The organism is Bacillus sp. TH13 (genome assembly GCF_016651175.1).
Taxonomy (GTDB): Bacteria; Bacillota; Bacilli; order Bacillales; family Bacillaceae_G; genus Bacillus_A; species Bacillus_A thuringiensis_S.
In genome coordinates this window covers 2,071,844-2,093,908 of record NZ_JAEKEJ010000025.1, presented here as the reverse complement: position 1 = coordinate 2,093,908, position 22,065 = coordinate 2,071,844, and the positions used below count along the sequence as shown (strand labels likewise).

Sequence of the window (22,065 nt, the reverse complement as noted above, 5' to 3'; positions counted from 1 at the left end):
CTCCCCCTTTATGCCTGAACTTGGAAAGTTCCGCTTCCTGGAATTTCAATAATATCGTTCGCATATAGTTTGCGACCTCTTCTATTTTCAAGTTCGTTGTTCACGTACACTTCGTATTCTTGTAAAAACCATTTTACAGCGCCACCTGTATCAATTATATCAGCTAACTTTAAAAACTGTCCTAGTGTAATATACTCTGTTGAAATTTTAATACGTTTCATAAAATCGCTCACTTTCTGAAAGTGTTCATTCTTTCATTGTACTAAATAAACTAACATTAGGAAAGTAATACCCAAAAATCAAATAAGGGTCACTAGCATCTTTAAACTAGCAACCCTTATTCCTTACCTAATAAGTACGAACCGGTAAAATCAATTGAATAATTGAATCATCATTTACTGTACGAATTAAGAACGGTCTCATCGCTCCAGTAAAGCTAACTTTAATCTCTGTACTATCTAGAGCTTTCAATGCATCCATCATATATTTTGCACTAAAAGATATTTTTAACTCTTCTCCATCTACTTTTTCACATTGTACTTCTTCGACAACTTTTCCAATTTCTGGTGAATTCGAGGAAATCTCTAGCATTTCTTGCTCTAAAGTTGATAATTTGACAACGTTATTGCGGCCATCTCTCGCTAATAGTGAAGCACGATCAATTGCTTGTAGGAATTCTTTTGTATTTACAAAAATATCCGTTTTACTCTCTGCTGGAATTAAACGTGTCGTATCTGGATAATTTCCTTCTAACAATCTTGAGAAGAATAATAAATGTTTTGTACGGAATAATACTTGATACTCCGTAATTACAATATCTACCATTTCTTCAGACTCATCCAGAATTTTACTTAATTCATTTAAGCTCTTACCTGGAATAACAACATTAGCTTGAAATTCATCTGCAATATTATGTCCTTCGATTTTCGCTTTTCGAAGTGCCAGTCTATGACTATCTGTTGCAATACAAGTTAACTCGCTGTTATATACCTTCCAGTTTACACCTGTCAAGATTGGTCTTGTTTCAGAAGTAGAAACTGCAAATACAGTTTGTCTGATCATATGCTTAAGTAAATCTGTTGGTATCTTAAATACATGATGTTCTTCAATCTGTGGTAATAACGGATATTCTGCAGAATCTAAACCATTTAAGTTAAACTCTGATTTTCCAGATTTTATTTTTGTCATAAAATGATTTTCCACAGAAATTTCGACAGTATCCTTAGGTAGTTTTTTTACAATCTCACTAAAATATTTTGCTTGTAAAACAATGCTTCCTGATTGAGCTATTTCTACGATTTCTTTTCCATCTTCTTCGACTGGAATAAACGATTCAATAGAAATATCAGCATCGCTTCCTGTTAATGTAACCCCTTCTTCAGTAGCTACAACTTTAATTCCCGTAAGGATGGGGATTGTTGTACGAGAAGAAACTGCCTTCATTACATCTTGTACACCTCTTACAAGATAGTCTTTTTGTATTGTAAAACGCATAAAGAAAAACCTCCGGTAAGTATAAGATTTTATTTAATTAATAAAGATAAAAAATAGTAGTAATAGTAATAGGGCTTGTGGATATGTGGATAACCCCTTTGAAGGATGTAAAAACAGTCTATCTACATGTGGATAGACTGTGCGTAAAACAAGGTAAGTTATTCACACTATTCAGCTACTACTTTAAAATACCATTAATTTCTTCAACTTGCTTTTGTAATTGCGTATCGGTTTTTAGTAGTTTAGAAATTTTTTCATGGGCATGGATAACTGTTGTATGATCACGTCCACCAAATTCTTCACCTATTTTTGGTAAAGAGGAATCCGTAAGTTCGCGTGATAAATACATTGCAATTTGGCGAGGAAACGCAACTGATTTTGTACGTTTTTTCGCTTTAAAATCTTCTAATTTTACTTGATAAACGTCTCCGACAGCTTTTTGAATATCATAAATAGAGATAATTTTCGGCTTAGAATTTGGAATAATATCTTTAAGTGCTTCAGCTGCTAAATCAGCATTAATATCTTTATTAATTAAAGATGAATAAGCTACAACTCGGATAAGTGCACCTTCTAATTCACGAATATTTGAATCAATTTGATTTGCGATATAAAGCATAACTTCATTTGGTATATCAAGCCCTTCAGCTTTTGCTTTTTTGCGTAAAATTGCAATTCGTGTCTCTAAATCTGGCGGCGTAATATCTGTAATAAGTCCCCATTCAAAGCGAGAGCGAAGACGATCTTCTAAAGTTGGAATTTCTTTTGGTGGTCGATCACTAGAAATTACAATTTGTTTACTTTCTTCGTGTAATGCATTAAATGTATGGAAAAACTCTTCTTGGGTTTGTTCTTTTCCAGCAAGAAATTGAATATCATCTATCAATAAAACATCTACGTTGCGATATTTATTACGAAAATCAACAGCTTTATTATCACGGATAGAGTTAATAAATTCATTCGTGAATTTTTCTGATGATAAATATACAACTTTTGCATTTGGATTATGTTCAATTACATAATGGCCAATCGCGTGCATTAAATGCGTCTTTCCAAGCCCAACTCCCCCGTAAATAAAGAGTGGATTATACGCTTTAGCTGGCGCCTCGGCTACAGCTAATGAAGCTGCATGGGCAAAACGGTTACCAGAGCCGATAACAAATGTATCAAATGTATATTTTGGATTTAACATGCTCTGTGGTAAATGAGCTGAATCATCTTGTGCTGGATTCCGCTTAACTGGAGGAAGATCAATGTCCTCTTCAGCTTGACTTTGGGGAATAATAAAGCGAATTGCTAATTTTGCCCCTGTTAAATCGTATAGTGTTTCTGAAATTAGTTCTGAGTAATGAGATTCTAGCCAGTCACGAGCAAATTCATTTGGAGCTGTAATCGTTAATACGTCTTTCTTCAAGTTATGAGCCGTTGTTGATTTTAACCATGTTTCATAACTAGGCTTGCTTACCTTCTTTTCTAATTCTTTTAAGGCACTATTCCATAAATCAGAGATATTTTCCAAAGGTGTCCCTCCTTTACTAAGATGGTAAAAGAATAAGGTTGCGCAACAAATGTACAACCCAATAAATATAAAATGTATATTTATACGAAACGTATTTTAAAACCTAAAAACGTCGTTTGTATATGAGATAGGGTTTTCGACAAAAAAAGCAAATGTGGACAACTATTTACCCACATGTGATTAAAACTGTCCACATGTTATACACAAATTGTGGATAAGATAAAGGTGTGGAAAACTTATTCAAAGTGAAAACACAACTATAATATCAAAAAAAAGTGGCTATAGCAATGAATTTAAGAAAGTTATCCACAAAATCAATACCTTGTGGAATAAACTTGTCCACAACACGATATACTGTGTAAAAGTGTGAAAAAAGTTTGTGGATATAAAAAACGTGAAAAAACATTTATCCACAAGGAAATATAGATGCTGTGAAAAAGTATGTGAATAGGTTCAAAATGAATATTTGATGAAAATTTCTAGAACCATTGACATTTTCCTAGTTGATTAACTATAATTTATAGGACTGTCTTTAACAGATATTCCTCAGGGAGGTGTCATATAATGAAAAGAACTTACCAACCAAATAAACGTAAGCGCAGCAAAGTACATGGTTTCCGCAGCCGTATGAGCACAGCGAACGGACGTAAAGTGCTAGCAGCTCGTCGTCGTAAAGGAAGAAAAGTATTATCTGCGTAGACCACTGATCGTTCAGTGGTCTTTTTTTCTAATAATAGTGAATTTCCGCTGATGAAATACAGGAGTGTCAATTGATATGAAGAAAAAACATCGTATAAAGAAGAATGATGAATTCCAGGCGGTTTTTCAAAAAGGAAAATCAAATGCGAATCGTCAGTTTGTTGTATACCAATTAGATAAAGAAGAACAGCCAAACTTTCGCATCGGCCTTTCTGTTAGCAAGAAAATAGGAAATGCAGTAGTTCGTAATCGAATTAAGCGCATGGTCCGTCAGGCTATTACAGAGTTAAAAGATGAGATAGATTCTGGAAAAGATTTTGTTATAATAGCAAGGAAGCCTTGTGCAGAGATGACATATGAAGAAGTAAAGAAAAGCTTAATTCATGTCTTTAAACGCTCTGGTATGAAAAGAATAAAAAAGTAGCGTAAGGAAATGAATTACACTATATACATACCGATACAAGGAGGAGTAGGCTTTGAAAAAGAAATTAGGTTTACTAGCCATGGTCGTTGCATTAATGGCGATTGCCACCGGTTGTAGTGAAACGGGTCAGCCGATTACATCGAAAAGTACTGGGATTTGGAATGAATATTTCGTATATCCGCTTTCTCAGTTAATCACGTATTTTGCCGACTTATTTAACAGTAATTACGGTTTAGCAATTGTTATTACAACTCTTATCATTCGTTTTGCATTATTACCATTAATGATTAAACAAACAAAGAGTACAAAGGCAATGCAAGCGTTACAACCAGAAATGGTGAAGTTAAAAGAGAAATATAGTTCTAAAGATCAAGCAACACAGCAAAAACTACAACAAGAAATGATGCAGTTATATCAAAAGAATGGTGTAAATCCATTGGCAGGATGTTTACCGATATTTGTTCAGATGCCTATTTTATTCGCGTTTTATCATGCGATTATGAGAACAACAGCAATTAGTGAACATACATTTTTATGGTTTGATTTAGGACAGGCAGATCCGTTCTATATCTTACCGGTTGTTGCAGCAATTACGACATTTATTCAGCAAAAGCTTGCAATGGCAGGAACAGCTGGTCAAAATCCGCAAATGGCAATGATGCTTTGGCTTATGCCGATTATGATTTTAATCTTTGCAATTAACTTCCCAGCTGCATTATCACTTTACTGGGTTGTTGGTAATATCTTTGGTATTGCTCAAATGTACTTTATCAAAGGGCCAGAGATTAAGGCTAGCAAAGCTGGAGGCTCAAGCAAGTGAGTATAATTACTGCTAAAGGACAAACAGTCGAGCTGGCAGTAGAGGATGCTTTAAGGCAATTAAATACATCAAAAGATCGAGTAGATATAAATATTGTCGATGAGGGTAAAAGAGGGTTCTTAGGTTTATTTGGGAATCGTCCTGCAGTAGTAGAAGTTGTATTGAAGAAAGATCCAATTCAGGAATGTGAAGAATATTTAAGAAATGTTATTCACAATATGGGTGTGGAAGTTGAAATTAGTAAAGTTGTAAAAGGACGCGAGATCGAATTTACAATTTCTGGTGATGATGTAGGAGTTTTAATTGGAAAAAGAGGTAATACATTAAACTCTTTACAGTATTTAACAAAACTTGTTGCAAATCGTAACACGAAGCAGTATATCGGTATTACACTAGATGCTGAAAATTATCGTAGTAAAAGAAAAAGTACGCTAGAATCACTTTCTTATCGATTAGCGAAACAAGTATCTAATACGAAAAAAAGAGTTATTTTAGAACCGATGCCATCTTTTGAACGAAAAATTATTCATCAGGCATTATCAAATCATCAAGGTATCAAAACAACTTCTGAAGGAAATGAACCACATCGGCATGTTGTAATATCTCCTAAATGACCGGTTGCTCAAATGAGTGCCGGTTTTTTTGAGCGAAAAATAGATGTGGATAACTAAAAAACACTAAACTTATCCACTGTGAATAAGTTTAGTGTTTTTTACATGGGGATATAATAAAATGAGTTATTCTTCTTTTGTAGATAGGTTCGTTATGGTATCCTAATAATTTAGTGAAAGAAATAATCATGTTGAAATAGAGATAAATAAGCAAGTGAGGTGAAAGGACATGGAATTTGATACAATTGCTGCGATTTCCACAGCGCTTGGAGAGGGTGCAATTGCCATTGTTCGAGTAAGTGGGGATGATGCGGTTGAGAAAGTTGACCGTATTTTTAAAGGGAAGGATTTAACAGAGGTTCCTTCTCACACTATTCATTATGGTCATATCGTTGATTTAGATACAAATCAAGTTATTGAAGAAGTTATGGTGTCTATTATGCGCGCACCAAGGACTTTTACACGTGAAAATATAGTGGAAATTAACTGTCATGGCGGACTTGTTTCAGTAAATAAAGTATTGCAACTTATTCTAGCGCAAGGAGTACGATTGGCAGAACCGGGCGAATTTACAAAACGTGCTTTTTTAAATGGACGTATCGATTTATCACAAGCAGAAGCTGTTATGGATTTGATTCGAGCAAAAACAGATCGTGCGATGAATGTAGCAATTAATCAAATGGAAGGGCGATTATCTAAATTAATTGGTCTTTTGCGTCAAGAAATATTAGAAACATTAGCTCATGTTGAGGTAAATATAGATTATCCAGAATACGATGATGTAGAAGAGATGACACATAATATTTTAATTGAGAAAGCGACGCATGTTCGTTCGGAAATCGAAAAAATATTAGAAACATCAAAACAAGGGAAAATTTTACGTGAAGGTATTGCTACAGCAATTATCGGTAGACCTAATGTTGGGAAATCATCGTTATTAAATAGTCTTGTTCAGGAGAAAAAAGCAATTGTAACTGATATTGCAGGAACAACTCGTGATGTTATTGAAGAGTACGTTAATGTGCGTGGTGTACCTCTTAAACTTATAGATACAGCCGGTATTCGTGAGACAGAAGATGTTGTTGAACGAATTGGTGTGGAGCGTTCAAAAGAAATGATGAGCCAAGCAGATTTAGTATTAGTTGTTGTCAACTATAGCGAGGCTTTAACAAATGAGGATGAAGATCTATTCCATGCGGTACAAGGAAAAGACTTTATTGTTATTGTGAATAAGACTGATTTACCGCAAGCGATTGATATGGAACGTGTTACAGAGTTAGCCGCGGGAAATCGTGTTATTACAACATCCTTAATTGAGGAACAAGGAATAGATGAACTCGAAAAGGCAATAGCTGATTTATTCTTTGAAGGAACAATCGATTCTGCAGATATGACATATGTTTCTAATGCGAGACATATTGGATTATTAACACAAGCGGGACAAACAATCGGTGATGCAATTGAGGCAATAGAAAATGGTGTACCAATTGATATGGTGCAAATTGATTTAACAAGAACGTGGGAAATACTTGGTGAAATTACTGGTGACACAGTCCATGAAAGCCTAATTGACCAGTTATTCTCTCAATTTTGTTTAGGAAAATAATATAGTGATGTTTTAGAAAGATAGAGATTATTAGGAGGAATAAACAATGGGATACAATGCCGGTTCATACGATGTCATAGTAATCGGTGCAGGTCATGCAGGATGTGAAGCTGGTCTTGCGGCAGCACGAATGGGCTCAAAAACATTAATGTTAACAATTAACTTAGATATGGTAGCATTCATGCCATGTAACCCTTCTGTTGGTGGACCAGCAAAAGGGATTGTTGTTCGTGAAATTGATGCATTAGGCGGAGAAATGGGACGTAATATTGATAAAACTCATATTCAAATGCGTATGCTAAATACAGGTAAGGGGCCAGCTGTACGTGCACTTCGAGCGCAAGCTGATAAATTCTCTTACCAACATGAATTGAAGAAAACAATTGAAGAAACACCAAACTTAACGTTATTCCAAGGAATGGTAGAGCGTTTAATCGTTGAAGATGGTATATGTAAAGGGGTAGTTACACAAGCTGGTGCAGAATATACAGCAAAAACCGTTGTAATTACGACTGGAACATTTTTACGTGGCGAGATTATCATGGGCGACTTAAAATATTCAAGCGGTCCAAATAATCAACAACCGTCTATTACATTATCTGAGCATTTAGAGGAGCTTGGGTTTGATCTAGTTAGATTTAAAACAGGGACACCTCCGCGTGTAAACAGTAATACAATTGACTACAGTAAAACAGAAATTCAACCAGGTGATGATAAGCCACGTTCGTTCTCTTTTGAAACAACGAAATTTATTATGGATCAAATTCCATGTTGGTTGACATATACAAGTACAGAAACACACCGTTTAATAGATGAAAATTTACATCGTTCAGCTATGTATTCTGGTATGATTAAAGGAACAGGCCCTAGATACTGTCCTTCTATTGAAGACAAAGTAGTAAGATTTAATGATAAACCACGTCATCAAATTTTCTTAGAGCCAGAAGGGCGTAATACACAAGAAGTATATGTACAAGGTTTATCCACAAGCCTACCAGAAGATGTACAACGTGACATGCTTAGAACAATTCCAGGCCTAGAAAATGTTGAAATGATGCGCACAGGTTATGCAATTGAATATGATGCGATTGTGCCAACACAACTATGGCCAACACTTGAAACGAAAAAGATTAAAAATTTATATACAGCAGGACAAATTAATGGAACTTCTGGTTACGAAGAGGCGGCAGGACAAGGGCTTATGGCTGGGATTAATGCAGCATGCCGTTCTTTAGGTAAAAAAGAAGTTGTTTTAGGTCGTGAGGATGCTTATATTGGTGTCTTAATTGATGATCTTGTAACGAAAGGTACAAATGAACCATATCGTTTATTAACATCTCGTGCAGAATACCGTCTATTATTACGCCACGATAATGCTGATCTTCGTTTAACTGAAGTTGGTCGTGAAATTGGATTAATTAAAGAAGAGCGCTATGAGCGATTTACAAATAAAAAATTACAAATTGAACAGGAAAAGGAACGTTTAAGCAGCATTATTATTAAACCACGTCCTGAAGTTCAAGAATTAATTCGCAATATTGGTGGAAGTGAATTGAAAGATGGAATACGTGCAAGTGACTTATTACGTCGTCCAGAGATGACATATGAGCATATTCATCTTTTAGTACCAAGTGAAGTAGAATTAAGTGATGAAGTTACAGAACAAGTTGAAATTCAGATTAAGTACGAAGGATACATTGAAAAATCTTTACAGCAAGTAGAGCGTATGAAGAAAATGGAGAGTAAAAAAATACCTGTAGATATTGATTATGATGCGATTTCTAGCCTTGCCTCAGAAGCTAGACAGAAATTGAAAGATGTTCGTCCACTTTCAATGGGGCAGGCTTCACGTATTTCTGGCGTAAATCCAGCGGATATTTCCATTTTACTTGTTTATATAGAACAAGGAAAAATTGCGCGCGTATTGAACCAATAAATAGTAAGGAGATATTGCTAGATGAACATAGAACAATTTCAATCTATGCTAGAAGAGAAGGGAATCCCCCTCTCTTCTAGACAGTTAGAGCAGTTCAAAATCTACTTTGAAACATTAGTAGAGTGGAATGAGAAAATGAACTTAACGGCTATTACAGAAAAAGAAGAAGTATACTTAAAACACTTTTTTGATTCTATTACAGCTGCTTTTTATTATGATTTTTCAAAACCGTTCTCAATTTGTGATGTTGGTGCAGGGGCTGGATTCCCAAGTATTCCTTTAAAAATCTGTTTCCCGCACTTAAAAGTAACAATTGTAGATTCATTGCAAAAACGTATTAATTTCTTAAATCACTTAGCACAAAAGTTAGAATTAAGTGATGTTGCATTTTGTCATGATCGTGCTGAAACATTTGGGAAAAAAGAAGGTGTACGTGAATCATACGATATTGTAATGGCACGTGCAGTTGCACGTCTTTCTGTATTAAGTGAGCTATGTTTACCACTTGTAAAAGTTGGAGGAACATTCATTGCAATGAAAGGTGCAGCAGCAAACGAAGAAATCGAAAATGGTAAGTATGCTTTAGAGGTGCTAGGCGGAGAGTTAAAAGAGATGTCTACGTTCCAATTACCGTTTGAAGAGAGTGAACGTAATATTTTATTAATCGAGAAAAAGCGCAAGACACCAAAGAAATATCCACGCAAACCGGGAACGCCCAATAAATTACCTATTGAAAAATAAATCTTATTAGACGTAAGATTAAATTATATAAATGAAAACGTAAATGTTTCATAGGAAACATTTTATGGAGAATAGTCAATAGGCCTAAAAGGTGGTGGAATATGTATGAAAAATACGTTTTCTCGTTTATTTGGCTTTGGAGATAAAGAGAGCGAATTCGAATTACAAGACGAAAGCCATGAAGAAATAGATAAAAAGGTATATGAAGAAATACAAGAAATTCCGATAGTAAATATTACCCCTAACCGTTATCAACCAAGAACAGTTTTTGATGATGCGCGTATTGATGAGCTAGCATTAACGATTCGTACACATGGACTTATTCAACCGATTGTTGTAAGGCAATATGAGGATGATAAGTACGAGATTATTGCTGGAGAAAGACGCTTTCGCGCAGCAACAAAGTTAGGTTGGGAAAAGGTTCCTGCAATTATAAAGAACTTAAATGATACAGAGACAGCTTCTGTAGCTTTAATTGAAAACTTGCAACGTGAGGAACTAACGGCAATCGAGGAAGCTGTGGCATATCAAAAGCTGATTGAGTTACATAATTTAACACAAGAAGCATTGGCACAACGACTTGGAAAAGGACAATCTACAATCGCAAATAAGTTACGATTGTTAAAGTTGCCTGAAGAAATAAAAAGTGCATTATTAGAGAAAAGCATTACAGAACGTCACGCCCGCGCTCTCATTCCTTTAAAAAATGAGGAATTACAACTGAAGGTTTTACAGGAAATTGTGGAGAAACAACTGAATGTAAAGCAAACAGAAGAACGAATTGCGAAGTTACTAGAGGAAGCAAAACCGAAGCGTAAGGCAAAGCAAAAAGCAGTAAGTCGAGATACGAGGATTGCTATGAATACAATTAGACAATCTTTACAAATGGTTACTGAAAGTGGTTTGAATGTTAATTCTGAGGAAGAAGAATTTGATGAGTACTATCAAATTACAATTAAAATTCCAAAGAAAAAATAATAATGACGTGTTAGAGACCTTATCCTATTGGAGAGGTCTCTTTTACTATATTTTCTTGTTAAATGAAGAAGGAGTTTAGAAATAAATTTTGAAGTTTAATAAAGGACGTAAAAGAAAAAGTTTTATTTCATGTTACAATAAACGTAATTGTTACTAGAATAAGATAGAAAGGTTGAAAGTAGGTGACATCATGGGAAAAATCATTGCTATTGCTAATCAAAAAGGCGGTGTTGGAAAAACCACAACATCTGTTAATTTAGGGGCTGGATTGGCGCAAGTAGGTAAAAAAGTCCTTCTTGTAGATATTGATGCTCAAGGAAATGCAACGACTGGTGTGGGAATTGAAAAATCTGAATTAGATCAATGTATTTACAACGTTCTTGTGGAAGATGCAGATGTTCAAGGGGTTATACAGAAAACCGCAACGGAAAACTTAGATGTTCTACCCGCTACAATTCAATTGGCTGGTGCTGAAATTGAATTGGTACCGACTATTTCCCGGGAAGTACGTTTACAAAGAGCATTACAGCCAGTCCGTGATGAATATGATTATATTATTATCGACTGTCCCCCGTCTTTAGGGTTATTAACGATTAATGCATTAACAGCAGCAGATTCTGTTATTATTCCTGTACAGTGTGAATATTACGCACTAGAAGGGTTAAGTCAGCTATTAAATACAGTTCGACTTGTACAAAAACATTTAAATAAAAATTTAGCAATTCAAGGTGTATTGTTAACGATGTTGGATGCCCGTACAAATTTAGGGATCCAAGTTATAGATGAAGTGAAAAAGTATTTTAGGGATAAAGTATATCGCTCGATTATTCCGCGTAATGTACGCTTGAGCGAGGCTCCAAGTCATGGGAAACCTATTATGCAGTATGACGCTAAATCAAGAGGAGCAGAAGTATATATAGATTTAGCAGAGGAAGTGATTGCAGGTGGCTAAAGGATTAGGAAGAGGAATTAATGTGTTTTTTCCTGATTTAGATGTGAAAGAAGAGGAAACAATTCAGGAGATTCTTGTAACTGAATTAAGGCCGAATCCATATCAACCGCGTAAACACTTTAATAAAGAGGCGATTCAGGAATTAGCAATTTCGATTAAGGAACACGGTATTCTACAACCATTAATTGCTAGGAAGAGTATTAAAGGATATGAAATTGTTGCAGGTGAAAGACGATTTCGTGCTGCAAAAGAGGCTGGTTTAGAAAAAGTACCTGCGGTTGTAAGACAATTAACTGAACAGCAAATGATGGAATTTGCTTTGTTAGAAAACTTACAACGAGAAGATTTAAATCCTATGGAAGAGGCAATGGCATACCAGATGTTAATGAATGAGCTAAATGTAACGCAAGAACAATTAGCGAAACGTCTTGGTAAAAGCAGACCTTACATTGCAAATTATACTAGGTTATTAAGCCTACCTTCTTTCGTACAAGATATGATTGCAAATGGTCAACTTTCAATGGCTCACGGGAGAACTTTACTTACGATAAAAGATGAAGAACAATTGAAGTCCTTATTGAAACGCATTGAAAAAGAAGGATTAAATGTTCGTCAATTAGAGAAAATCGTCCAAGAGATTAATCAACACGTTTCACGTGAAACAAAAAAAGTGAAAAAAGAGCGAAATATATTTTTCGTAGAACGTGAAACGTTCTTAAGAGAAAAGTTTGGCACAGATGTGAAAATTAAAGAGACGAAAAAAGAAAAAGGTAAAATCGAAATTGAATTTTTTAACAAAGAAGATTTAAATCGTATTTTAGAACTATTAGCACAGAAAAATTAAAGAGCAAACCATCTTATTATTTATAGATGGTTTGCTTTTTTTAATGCGGATAATTTTTGATCCGTCTCTTTTATACTTTGTGCGATTACATCAGCCATTTTCATGACTAAACTTAATCTTGTATTTTGAAGAACGAAAAACTCCATAAACCCATTTAGATTGACGATACCGTGTATGTGCAAATCACCAACTGCAGGTAATTTCTTATTCATAGCAGCTCCAGGTTTACTAGGTCCCTTTCCAGTAGTGATTGATCCGATATTTTGGGACTTTCCTAAACATGCATCAACAGCAATTATAAATGCAGTAGGATGTTCTTTCTGTATATTCCGAATTTTCTCTTCTAAATTTAGCGCATGTACTGGCTCATCTAGTGTACCGAATACTTGGAGGTTTTGGATGTCTATTTGTTCAAGTTTTGTACCAACTAACGGGCCGAGTGCGTCACCTGTAGAGCGATCTGTTCCGATACAAACGAGAATGAGTGGTATATTAGTTTTAATAGGAATATGGGTAAGTAAGAAATTACTGATTATCTCAGAGGCTTCTAGATCTTGGTGCATAACGTTTTGAGTTTCTTTCTCAAAAAATGGTAAGCGAAAACTTCCAATATTCATGAAGCACCCATCCTTTTAATAAATTTTCAATATATGTTATATGGTGAGGAAAATGGAAAGTTATAAGTGCGTAATTTTTGCAAAATGTGAATGAAAACGGAAATAATAGTACTAGTATATATATATTCGTTCCATTTTATACCTGGATGTCGGGGATAAAATAGGATTAAAATCATAAAATTTTTTCAGCAATTAGGGGACTTCTGATACAATAATAAGGGTAACTAAAAAGAAATTTTAGCTAGAGAGGTAGAGGTACATGGATTTATTAGCGAAGTGGTTTAATTCTATGAAACAGTATTTATTAGATGCTGATCGTTGGGCTCATATTGGAGTTGCGACATTAAAAATATGTATTATTTTAACAATTGGTGCAGTTGTTGTGCGAATTGCAAGGGCGGTTGTACGAAATGCGTTTCGCATGGGGAGTCGTTCTCCAATTCAAATTTCAGAACGTCGTACAGTTACAGTAGCGAAATTACTTGAAAATATTGTAGCGTACGTTGTTATGTTCATTATGCTAATTGCGATTTTAGGTGTGTTTGATATTAATGCATCAGGTTTATTAGCGGGTGCTGGGGTAATTGGTTTAGCAGTCGGATTTGGTGCTCAAAGTTTAGTGAAAGACGTTATTACAGGTTTATTTATTTTGTTAGAAGATCAGTTTTCAGTTGGCGATTATGTTAAAATCGGTCAATTTGAAGGAGTCGTTTTAGAAATTGGACTTCGTACAACGAAAGTAAAGAGTTGGACAGGTGAAATTCATACTTTACCAAACGGAAGTATTATTCAAGTTACTAACTACTCAGTTAGTAATAGTGTAGCGTTTGTTGATGTATCTATTTCATATGAGGCTGATATTGCGAAAGCAGAGCAGGTTATTGAAGATTTATTAGTAGAGTTACCTTCAAAGTACGAAAAAATGGTAACAACACCTCAATTATTAGGTGTGCAAACGTTAGCTGCATCAGAAGTTATATTACGTGTTATTGCTGAAGTAGAGCCGATGCAACATGCAGTTATTGCAAGAGCACTTCGTAAAGAGATTAAAAATCGTCTTGATTTACATGGAATTGAAATTCCATATCCACGTATGGTTTTATATAATCGTGAAGAATTGGTTAGTGGAAAAGCAATTTAGTATGGAGAGGAGGAGTTTGAAGAGTGGAGCAAAAGGAATATAACTTGTACGATGTTGTGGAAATGAAGAAAGCACATCCGTGTGGCGAGAATCGTTGGAAAATTATTCGTATGGGAATGGATATCCGCATTAAGTGCGAGGGATGTGACCATTCAGTAATGATTACTCGAAGAGAGTTTGATCGTAAGGTAAAAAAAATACTTGTGAAGCACGAAGAATAGAGGGAGAGTAACAGTTACAGTAGGTAACTGTTACTTTTTTTCGTTTGGCGGAAACTTGTCATTTTTTTCGTTACTATCTATAATGATGAAAGATTGAGACATAGGAGTGAAAAATATGGGATTAACGGCTGGGATTGTTGGATTACCTAACGTAGGGAAGTCCACTTTATTTAATGCAATTACACAAGCAGGAGCAGAATCTGCGAACTATCCATTCTGTACAATTGATCCAAACGTAGGGATTGTAGAAGTACCAGATGAGCGTTTAAATAAATTAACGGAATTAGTAGAACCGAAAAAGACTGTTCCGACTGTATTCGAGTTTACTGATATTGCAGGTATCGTAAAAGGTGCTAGTAAAGGTGAAGGTTTAGGAAATAAATTCTTATCTCACATTCGTCAAGTAGATGCAATTTGCCAAGTTGTTCGTTGTTTTGAAGACGAAAATATTACGCACGTTTCAGGGAAAGTAGATCCAATTGATGATATCGAAACAATCAACTTAGAGCTAATTTTAGCGGACTTAGAGTCTGTTGATAAGCGTATCGAGCGTGTTGCGAAATTAGCAAGACAAAAAGATAAAGAAGCTGTATATGAGCATGAAATTTTAGTTCGTTTAAAAGAGGCTTTTGAAGAGGGGAAACCGGCTCGTACTGTTGAATTTACAGAAGAGCAGATGAAGATTGTTAAAGGCCTTCATTTACTTACAACAAAAGAAATGTTATACGTAGCGAACGTAAGTGAAGACGATATTATCGATCCTTCGGAAAATAAATACGTACAAATGGTAAAAGAATTTGCAGAAAATGAAAATTCTCAAGTAATCGTTGTATGTGCAAAAATCGAATCAGAAATCGCTGAATTAGACGAGGAAGAGAAAAAAGTATTCCTTGAGGAACTAGGTATTGAAGAGTCTGGTTTAGATCAATTAATTCGTGCAGCATATGACCTATTAGGACTTGCTACTTACTTCACAGCAGGTGTGCAAGAAGTGCGTGCATGGACGTTTAAACAAGGTATGAAAGCACCACAATGTGCTGGTGTTATTCATACAGACTTTGAGCGTGGATTTATTCGTGCAGAAACAGTTTCTTACGATGACTTAATGACAAACGGTTCTATGACAGCTGCAAAAGAAGCTGGAAAAGTACGTTTAGAAGGAAAAGAGTATATCGTAAAAGATGGAGATGTTATGCACTTCCGTTTTAACGTTTAATTTAATATTTCCTAGGAAAAATAAAGATATGAGCTTGGCGAATATATTATATGTTTGCCAAGTTTTTTATGTATTGGTGAGTTGATTCATATAACTTACTATGATATAATCTAAACTCGTGAGTAATTACTATAAATTAATTGCTCCTTGCCCATTATGGGCCGTTTAGACCAAAAGGAGGTGAAAGTGTAATGAGAAAGTACGAAATTATGTACATCATTCGTCCTGGCGTTGAAGAAGAAGCTCAAAAAGCTTTAGTTGAACGTTTTGCAGGTGTTTTAACAAACAATGGTGCAGAAATCATTAACACGAAAGAGTGGGGTAAGCGTCGTTTAGCTTACGAAATCAACGACTTACGTGAAGGTTTCTACATGATCTTAAACGTGAACTCTAACGCAGAAGCGATTAACGAATTCGACCGTTTAGCTAAGATCAACGAAGACATCCTTCGTCATATCGTTGTTAAAGAAGAAGAAAAATAATTGATATATAAGGGAGAGTGGTTCGATTGATGAATCGTGTTATCCTCGTTGGTCGTTTAACTAAGGACCCTGACTTACGTTACACGCCCAATGGTGTTGCAGTAGCTACTTTTACGTTAGCTGTGAATCGCGCATTTGCGAATCAACAAGGTGAGCGTGAAGCTGACTTTATTAATTGTGTAATATGGCGTAAACAAGCAGAAAACGTAGCAAATTATTTGAAAAAAGGAAGCTTAGCAGGCGTAGATGGACGTCTTCAAACTCGTAATTACGATGGACAAGACGGTAAACGTGTGTATGTAACAGAAGTTCTTGCGGAAAGCGTACAATTTTTAGAGCCGCGTAATGGCGGTGGGGAGCAACGTGGTTCATTCAATCAGCAACCATCAGGAGCTGGTTTCGGTAACCAAAGCTCTAACCCATTTGGTCAATCTAGTAATTCAGGTAACCAAGGTAATCAAGGGAACTCTGGATTTACGAAGAATGACGATCCATTTTCAAATGTAGGTCAACCGATCGACATTTCCGACGACGATTTACCGTTCTAATACAGTAAATTTGTTAGTTTTAACAAAGAATGGAGGGAAATAGACATGGCAGGACGCAAAGGTGGACGTGCGAAACGTCGTAAGGTGTGTTTCTTCACAGCTAACGGCATCACTCGCATTGACTATAAAGATGTTGATTTATTAAAACGTTTCGTTTCTGAGCGTGGTAAAATTTTACCTCGTCGTGTAACAGGGACAAGCGCAAAATACCAACGCAAACTTACAGTTGCAATTAAACGTGCTCGTCAAATGGCACTTTTACCATATGTTGGTGAATAATAGCGTATGAAATGCACAGTAGAGTCGGACTCTACTGTGCATTTTGCTATGCTTTTCTTTTTTGAAAGAGAGGTTAAAATGTGAAACAAACAAAGTTTATTACAGAAGGTGCAGCGTTATTAGCTATATATGTAATTTTATTGCTTATATCTATGTATGTTCCGATTTTGGGTACTGTTGTAACTTTTGCGTTGCCGTTACCATTTATACTATTAACGATAAGGCATAAACTATCTAATGTGCTCATGATTTTTGTAGCGGCACTTTTTGTTACTATTATTGTGAGTCAACCCATGAATTTAGTGAAGACAATTATGTTTGGATTGATAGGGATTGTTTTAGGATATATGTATAAAACAAGAAAAAAGCCAGTAGAAATCTTAATAGCGGGGACGCTTGCATACTTAATTGGTTTTGTACTTATTTATGTTGCGAGTATAAAGTTTTTCAACATAGATATAATGAAGCAAATGCAAAGTATGTTTAGTGAAAGTATGGTGCAAAGTGAAAAGATAGTAAGTGCTACAGGTATGCGGATTAGTAAGGAACAAAAAGAGTTACTTACACAAATGAATGATATATTACAATCGTTATTTCCGAGTATACTTGTTCTAGTTTCAGTATGTTTTTCTTGGATTACAGTGATAATATCAGGTAGTGTTTTGAAAAAGTTAAAACATGACATTATATCTTGGCCTAAATTTAAAGATATACAATTACCAAAGAGTATTGTTTGGTATTACGTTATATTTATTTTGTTAGCAACTTTTATAAAAGTAGAACCAACATCATATTTACATATGGTATTTTCTAACCTATATGTCATATTTGCACTATTGCTTGTACTGCAAGGTCTGACATTCATTTCCTTTTTAGCGTATAGAAAAGGTTTTACTAAAGGGGTTCCTATTATTAGTTTTATTGTATGCATGTTTATTCCGATGCTGTTTCCTCTTGTGACAATCTTAGGTATAATTGACTTAGGGATTTCATTGCGTTCTAAAATAGGGGAATAAAATAATATTCCTTATACTATTTTAATCTGTTTAACTAACTGGAAGGTGAGTTAGTTTTACTTTATAGGAGTTGTATACATGCCTGAATTTGATAAGAAACAGTGGTTTTTATATCCTGTTTATGTATTGGCATTTTTTGTGTTTGTGCTCATTTTAATTCTCTGTTATTTTCATTTAATTATGGGGATAGCTGCTTTTGTCATTTTTTGTATCGTATTCTTTATCGTTATACGATTTGAACTTAATTTTCAAAGGAATTTCGAAAAGCATACGACAGATATGATTACGAGGGTAAAGAAAGTAAGTAATGAAGCATTTAACCAAATGCCGATTGGTATTTTGTTATACAATAAGGATTATGGGATTGATTGGGCAAATCCTTATTTATCTTCATGTCTGGGACAGCATGCATTAGCTGGATGGCACCTTTACGATGTATCAGAAACATTACTTCTTTTCATTAAAGGAGAAACTTCTGATGATATAGTCTCTTTAAATAATCGAAAGTTTCGCGTTTTTGTAAGGAAAGAAGAAAAGTTAATTTATTTCTTTGATGTAACGGAACAAACAGAAATCGAAAAGATGTATGAGGATCAACGCACTGTTTTAGCTGTAATTTATTTGGATAATTATGATGAAGTTACACAAGGATTAGATGATCAATTACGTACGAATATAACAAGTCTTGTGACATCGCGACTAAATGAATGGGCACTTAAGTATGGTGCGTATTTAAAACGTGCATCTTCAGAAAGATTCTTCGTTGTGCTAAATGAAAGTATTCTGACGCAAATGGAGAAAGGGAAATTTAGTATTTTAGATCAGGTGCGTGAAGAAACATCTAAAAGGAATATACCACTTACATTAAGTGTAGGTGTCGGATCAGGTGATTTACCTTTGTCAGAGCTTGGGGCAATGGCTCAATCTGGTTTAGACCTTGCGCTTGGGCGCGGGGGAGACCAAGTAGCTATTAAACAAGCGACAGGTAAAGTTAAGTTCTATGGAGGCAAGACAAATCCGGTTGAAAAGCGTACCCGTGTACGTGCTAGAGTCATTTCGCATGCGTTAAAGGATTTAGTATTAGAAAGTAGTAATGTCATTATCATGGGGCATAGGGCTCCTGATATGGACGCAATTGGTGCTGCGATTGGTATTTTAAAAGTGGCTCAATTAAACGAGCGTAAAGGATATATTGTATTAGATGAAAATGATTCTGATAAGGGAATTAAACGCTTGATGGACAAAGTGAAACAAAATGAGGAATTATGGTCTCACTTTATTACTCCAGAGCAAGCGATGGAATTTGCGAATGATGAGTCATTACTTGTTGTTGTCGATACACATAAACCTTCTATGGTGATGGAACAAAAATTGTTACATAAAATTGAAAATGTAGTAGTTATCGATCATCATCGCCGTGGAGAAGATTTTATTGAAGATCCATTGCTAGTTTATATGGAACCATATGCTTCTTCAACGGCAGAACTGGTTACAGAATTGCTTGAGTATCAACCGAAAAATTTAAAGATGACAATGTTAGAAGCAACGGCATTGTTAGCGGGGATTATTGTCGACACGAAAAGTTTCACATTCCGGACGGGGGCTCGTACGTTTGATGCTGCTTCCTATTTACGCTCACATGGTGCAGATACTGTACTTGTACAAGAACTTTTAAAGGAAGATATGGATCAGTATTTACGGGTTGCAAAAGCTATAAAAAATGCGTACATTTATAAAAATGGAATTGCGATTGCTAAAGTTGATAGTGATGATTACTACGATCAAGTGCTTATTGCGCAATCAGCTGACACGTTATTAACAATGACAGGAATTATTGCATCATTTGTTGTTGCGAAACGTGGCGAGAATCTCATTGGAATTAGCAGCAGGTCTTTAGGTGAAGTGAATGTGCAGCTAATTATGGAAAACTTAGGTGGTGGCGGGCATTTGACGAATGCAGCCACACAAATGAAAAATGTTACAGTAGATGAAGCTGAGGAGAAGCTTCGATTTGTTATTGATGACTATTTACAGGGAGGCACACAATCATGAAAGTAATTTTTCTAAAAGACGTAAAAGGTAAAGGTAAAAAAGGAGAAGTAAAAAACGTACCAGATGGCTATGCAAATAACTTCTTACTAAAACAGGGATTGGCTGCTGAAGCAACAAATAGCAGTATGAAAACTTTAGAAGCTCAAAAGCGTAAAGAAGAAAAAGATGCAGCAGCAGAAGTTGAGAATGCAAAAGAGCTGAAAGAAACATTAGAGAAATTAACTGTAGAAGTAAAAGCGAAATCTGGAGAAGGTGGCCGTTTATTCGGTTCTATTACGAGCAAACAAATCGTAGATGCGATGCAAAAATCACATAAAATTAAACTTGATAAACGTAAATTTGAAATGGATGATGCAATCCGTGCATTAGGCTACACAAATGTAACAGTGAAATTGCATCCGCAAGTAACAGCGACAGTAAAAGTTCATGTTAGTGAACAATAAAAATAAATTAAGCAAGGAGGATTGCGTATGAGTGATGTACTTGCTGATCGTACCCCTCCGCATAATATAGAAGCCGAGCAGGCGGTTTTAGGGGCCATATTAATTGATCAAGATGCGTTAACATCAGCATCAGAGTTATTGGTACCTGACTCATTCTATCGAACGAAACATCAAAAGATTTTTGAGGTAATGCTTGGGTTATCTGATAAAGGAGAACCGATCGATTTAGTAATAATGACATCAGCGATGGCTGATCAAGGATTACTAGAAGAAGTTGGTGGAGTGTCTTATCTAGCAGAGTTAGCAGAAGTTGTTCCAACAGCTGCTAACGTTGAATATTATGCACGTATCATCGCTGAAAAGGCACTTTTACGTCGTTTAATTCGAACAGCGACTCATATTGTGTCGGATGGATACGAGAGAGAAGATGACGTAGACGGCCTTTTAAATGAGGCCGAGAAAAAAATATTAGAAGTATCCCATCAAACGAATGCAAAAGCATTTCAAAATATTAAAGATGTTCTTGTAGATGCTTATGATAAAATTGAACTTTTGCATAATCAAAAAGGTGAAGTTACTGGGATACCAACTGGATTTACTGAATTAGATAAGATGACGGCAGGTTTCCAGCGAAATGATTTAATCATCGTAGCAGCACGTCCGTCAGTAGGGAAAACTGCATTTTCATTAAATATCGCACAAAACGTAGCGACGAAAACGGATGAAAATGTAGCGATTTTTAGTTTGGAGATGGGCTCCGATCAGCTTGTTATGCGTATGCTTTGTGCAGAAGGAAATATCGATGCGCAAAGACTTCGTACCGGGTCATTAACTTCTGATGATTGGGCGAAATTAACAATGGCGATGGGTAGTCTTTCAAATGCCGGTATATATATTGATGATACACCAGGAATTAAGGTAAATGAGATTCGAGCAAAATGTCGTAGACTAAAGCAAGAACAAGGTCTTGGTATGGTTTTAATTGACTACTTACAGCTTATTCAAGGAAGTGGGAAATCAGGTGAGAACCGTCAGCAGGAGGTATCTGAGATTTCTCGTACTTTAAAAGGGATTGCGCGTGAATTGCAAGTGCCTGTTATTGCCTTATCACAGTTATCTCGTGGTGTAGAATCTCGTCAGGATAAACGCCCGATGATGTCTGATATTCGTGAATCTGGTAGTATTGAGCAGGATGCTGATATTGTAGCTTTCCTATATCGTGAAGATTACTATGACCGTGAAACGGAAAATAAAAATACGATTGAAATTATCATTGCAAAACAACGTAATGGTCCGGTAGGTTCAGTAGAGCTTGCGTTTGTTAAAGAATTTAATAAATTCGTTAATTTAGAACGACGCTTTGAGGATGGGGCATAAAGGCAGTATAAAAAAGAAACACATTTCTTATAATAAGATGTGTTTCTTT

Annotated in this window: 24 protein-coding genes; 20 read left to right on the top strand and 4 right to left on the bottom strand. The window is 35.5% G+C overall.

What is annotated here, in order from left to right; all coding sequences use genetic code 11:
- Nucleotides 1–8 precede the first annotated feature (8 nt).
- The 3 genes from yaaA to dnaA all read right to left on the bottom strand — a co-directional run bounded on the left by yaaA (nt 9) and on the right by dnaA (nt 3,013).
- Entirely contained in the window at nt 9–221 is a 213-nt protein-coding gene (yaaA, locus tag JFU02_RS19160; protein WP_000821361.1) for a S4 domain-containing protein YaaA, read from the bottom strand.
- A gap of 127 nt (nt 222–348) precedes the next feature.
- Complete coding sequence (gene dnaN / locus JFU02_RS19155) at nt 349–1,494, bottom strand: DNA polymerase III subunit beta (protein WP_001212884.1); 1,146 nt, start codon at nt 1,492–1,494, stop codon at nt 349–351.
- Between the two features lie 178 nt (nt 1,495–1,672).
- The gene (gene dnaA, locus JFU02_RS19150; RefSeq protein WP_000428018.1) at nt 1,673–3,013 is read right to left on the bottom strand and encodes a chromosomal replication initiator protein DnaA; all 1,341 of its coding nucleotides are present in this window, start codon (nt 3,011–3,013) and stop codon (nt 1,673–1,675) included.
- Nucleotides 3,014–3,577: 564 nt separating this feature from the next.
- Between dnaA and rpmH the strand changes: the two genes are divergently transcribed.
- The 10 genes from rpmH (at nt 3,578) to spo0J (ending at nt 12,624) form a co-directional block, all read left to right on the top strand.
- Complete coding sequence (gene rpmH, locus JFU02_RS19145; RefSeq protein ID WP_000831901.1) at nt 3,578–3,712, top strand: 50S ribosomal protein L34; 135 nt, start codon at nt 3,578–3,580, stop codon at nt 3,710–3,712.
- A gap of 76 nt (nt 3,713–3,788) precedes the next feature.
- A complete protein-coding gene (rnpA, locus tag JFU02_RS19140; protein ID WP_000726621.1) occupies nt 3,789–4,136 on the top strand; it encodes a ribonuclease P protein component in 348 nt (115 codons plus the stop codon).
- 52 nt (nt 4,137–4,188) lie between these two features.
- Complete coding sequence (gene spoIIIJ / locus JFU02_RS19135) at nt 4,189–4,956, top strand: YidC family membrane integrase SpoIIIJ (protein WP_000727741.1); 768 nt, start codon at nt 4,189–4,191, stop codon at nt 4,954–4,956.
- Nucleotides 4,953–5,570: an RNA-binding cell elongation regulator Jag/EloR gene (gene jag / locus JFU02_RS19130; RefSeq protein WP_000022797.1), complete on the top strand. Its 618-nt coding sequence runs from the start codon at nt 4,953–4,955 to the stop codon at nt 5,568–5,570. Before spoIIIJ ends, jag begins: the two co-directional genes overlap by 4 nt.
- A 226-nt stretch (nt 5,571–5,796) precedes the next feature.
- Complete coding sequence (gene mnmE, locus JFU02_RS19125; protein ID WP_061667496.1) at nt 5,797–7,173, top strand: tRNA uridine-5-carboxymethylaminomethyl(34) synthesis GTPase MnmE; 1,377 nt, start codon at nt 5,797–5,799, stop codon at nt 7,171–7,173.
- 46 nt (nt 7,174–7,219) lie between these two features.
- Nucleotides 7,220–9,109 carry a tRNA uridine-5-carboxymethylaminomethyl(34) synthesis enzyme MnmG gene (mnmG, locus tag JFU02_RS19120; protein ID WP_201071492.1) on the top strand — a complete coding sequence of 630 codons (1,890 nt, stop codon included), beginning with the start codon at nt 7,220–7,222 and terminating at the stop codon, nt 9,107–9,109.
- 21 nt (nt 9,110–9,130) lie between these two features.
- Nucleotides 9,131–9,850: a 16S rRNA (guanine(527)-N(7))-methyltransferase RsmG gene (gene rsmG / locus JFU02_RS19115; protein WP_001019617.1), complete on the top strand. Its 720-nt coding sequence runs from the start codon at nt 9,131–9,133 to the stop codon at nt 9,848–9,850.
- A gap of 105 nt (nt 9,851–9,955) precedes the next feature.
- Nucleotides 9,956–10,828 (top strand): nucleoid occlusion protein, encoded by an 873-nt coding sequence (gene noc, locus JFU02_RS19110; protein ID WP_000799016.1) that lies wholly within the window; start codon nt 9,956–9,958, stop codon nt 10,826–10,828.
- Nucleotides 10,829–11,018: 190 nt separating this feature from the next.
- Complete coding sequence (gene soj, locus JFU02_RS19105; RefSeq protein WP_000516114.1) at nt 11,019–11,780, top strand: sporulation initiation inhibitor protein Soj; 762 nt, start codon at nt 11,019–11,021, stop codon at nt 11,778–11,780.
- The gene (spo0J, locus tag JFU02_RS19100; protein WP_001051832.1) at nt 11,773–12,624 is read left to right on the top strand and encodes a stage 0 sporulation protein Spo0J; all 852 of its coding nucleotides are present in this window, start codon (nt 11,773–11,775) and stop codon (nt 12,622–12,624) included. Before soj ends, spo0J begins: the two co-directional genes overlap by 8 nt.
- Before the next feature lie 20 nt (nt 12,625–12,644).
- Here spo0J and yyaC read toward each other — a convergent pair whose 3' ends face one another.
- Entirely contained in the window at nt 12,645–13,241 is a 597-nt protein-coding gene (yyaC, locus tag JFU02_RS19095; RefSeq protein ID WP_001020716.1) for a spore protease YyaC, read from the bottom strand.
- Nucleotides 13,242–13,500: 259 nt separating this feature from the next.
- Here yyaC and JFU02_RS19090 point away from each other — a divergent pair, with 259 nt between their 5' ends.
- The 10 genes from JFU02_RS19090 to dnaB all read left to right on the top strand — a co-directional run bounded on the left by JFU02_RS19090 (nt 13,501) and on the right by dnaB (nt 22,016).
- Nucleotides 13,501–14,382 carry a mechanosensitive ion channel family protein gene (locus JFU02_RS19090; protein WP_000364814.1) on the top strand — a complete coding sequence of 294 codons (882 nt, stop codon included), beginning with the start codon at nt 13,501–13,503 and terminating at the stop codon, nt 14,380–14,382.
- A gap of 23 nt (nt 14,383–14,405) precedes the next feature.
- Nucleotides 14,406–14,603 (top strand): DUF951 domain-containing protein, encoded by a 198-nt coding sequence (locus JFU02_RS19085; protein ID WP_000435486.1) that lies wholly within the window; start codon nt 14,406–14,408, stop codon nt 14,601–14,603.
- A 115-nt stretch (nt 14,604–14,718) separates the two neighbouring features.
- Nucleotides 14,719–15,819 (top strand): redox-regulated ATPase YchF, encoded by a 1,101-nt coding sequence (ychF, locus tag JFU02_RS19080; protein ID WP_000524658.1) that lies wholly within the window; start codon nt 14,719–14,721, stop codon nt 15,817–15,819.
- Nucleotides 15,820–16,010: 191 nt separating this feature from the next.
- Nucleotides 16,011–16,301 (top strand): 30S ribosomal protein S6, encoded by a 291-nt coding sequence (gene rpsF / locus JFU02_RS19075; RefSeq protein ID WP_001233781.1) that lies wholly within the window; start codon nt 16,011–16,013, stop codon nt 16,299–16,301.
- A 26-nt stretch (nt 16,302–16,327) separates the two neighbouring features.
- Complete coding sequence (gene ssb / locus JFU02_RS19070; protein WP_000981963.1) at nt 16,328–16,849, top strand: single-stranded DNA-binding protein; 522 nt, start codon at nt 16,328–16,330, stop codon at nt 16,847–16,849.
- A 45-nt stretch (nt 16,850–16,894) separates the two neighbouring features.
- A complete protein-coding gene (gene rpsR / locus JFU02_RS19065; protein ID WP_000918873.1) occupies nt 16,895–17,128 on the top strand; it encodes a 30S ribosomal protein S18 in 234 nt (77 codons plus the stop codon).
- A gap of 80 nt (nt 17,129–17,208) precedes the next feature.
- Nucleotides 17,209–18,144, top strand: coding sequence for a DUF2232 domain-containing protein (locus JFU02_RS19060; RefSeq protein WP_201071489.1), 936 nt, complete (start codon nt 17,209–17,211; stop codon nt 18,142–18,144).
- A gap of 78 nt (nt 18,145–18,222) precedes the next feature.
- Complete coding sequence (locus JFU02_RS19055) at nt 18,223–20,196, top strand: DHH family phosphoesterase (RefSeq protein ID WP_001113778.1); 1,974 nt, start codon at nt 18,223–18,225, stop codon at nt 20,194–20,196.
- Complete coding sequence (rplI, locus tag JFU02_RS19050) at nt 20,193–20,639, top strand: 50S ribosomal protein L9 (RefSeq protein WP_000864237.1); 447 nt, start codon at nt 20,193–20,195, stop codon at nt 20,637–20,639. The genes JFU02_RS19055 and rplI overlap by 4 nt, the downstream gene beginning before the upstream one ends.
- Nucleotides 20,640–20,666: 27 nt before the next feature.
- Nucleotides 20,667–22,016: a replicative DNA helicase gene (gene dnaB, locus JFU02_RS19045; RefSeq protein ID WP_001286147.1), complete on the top strand. Its 1,350-nt coding sequence runs from the start codon at nt 20,667–20,669 to the stop codon at nt 22,014–22,016.
- Nucleotides 22,017–22,065: the final 49 nt, after the last annotated feature.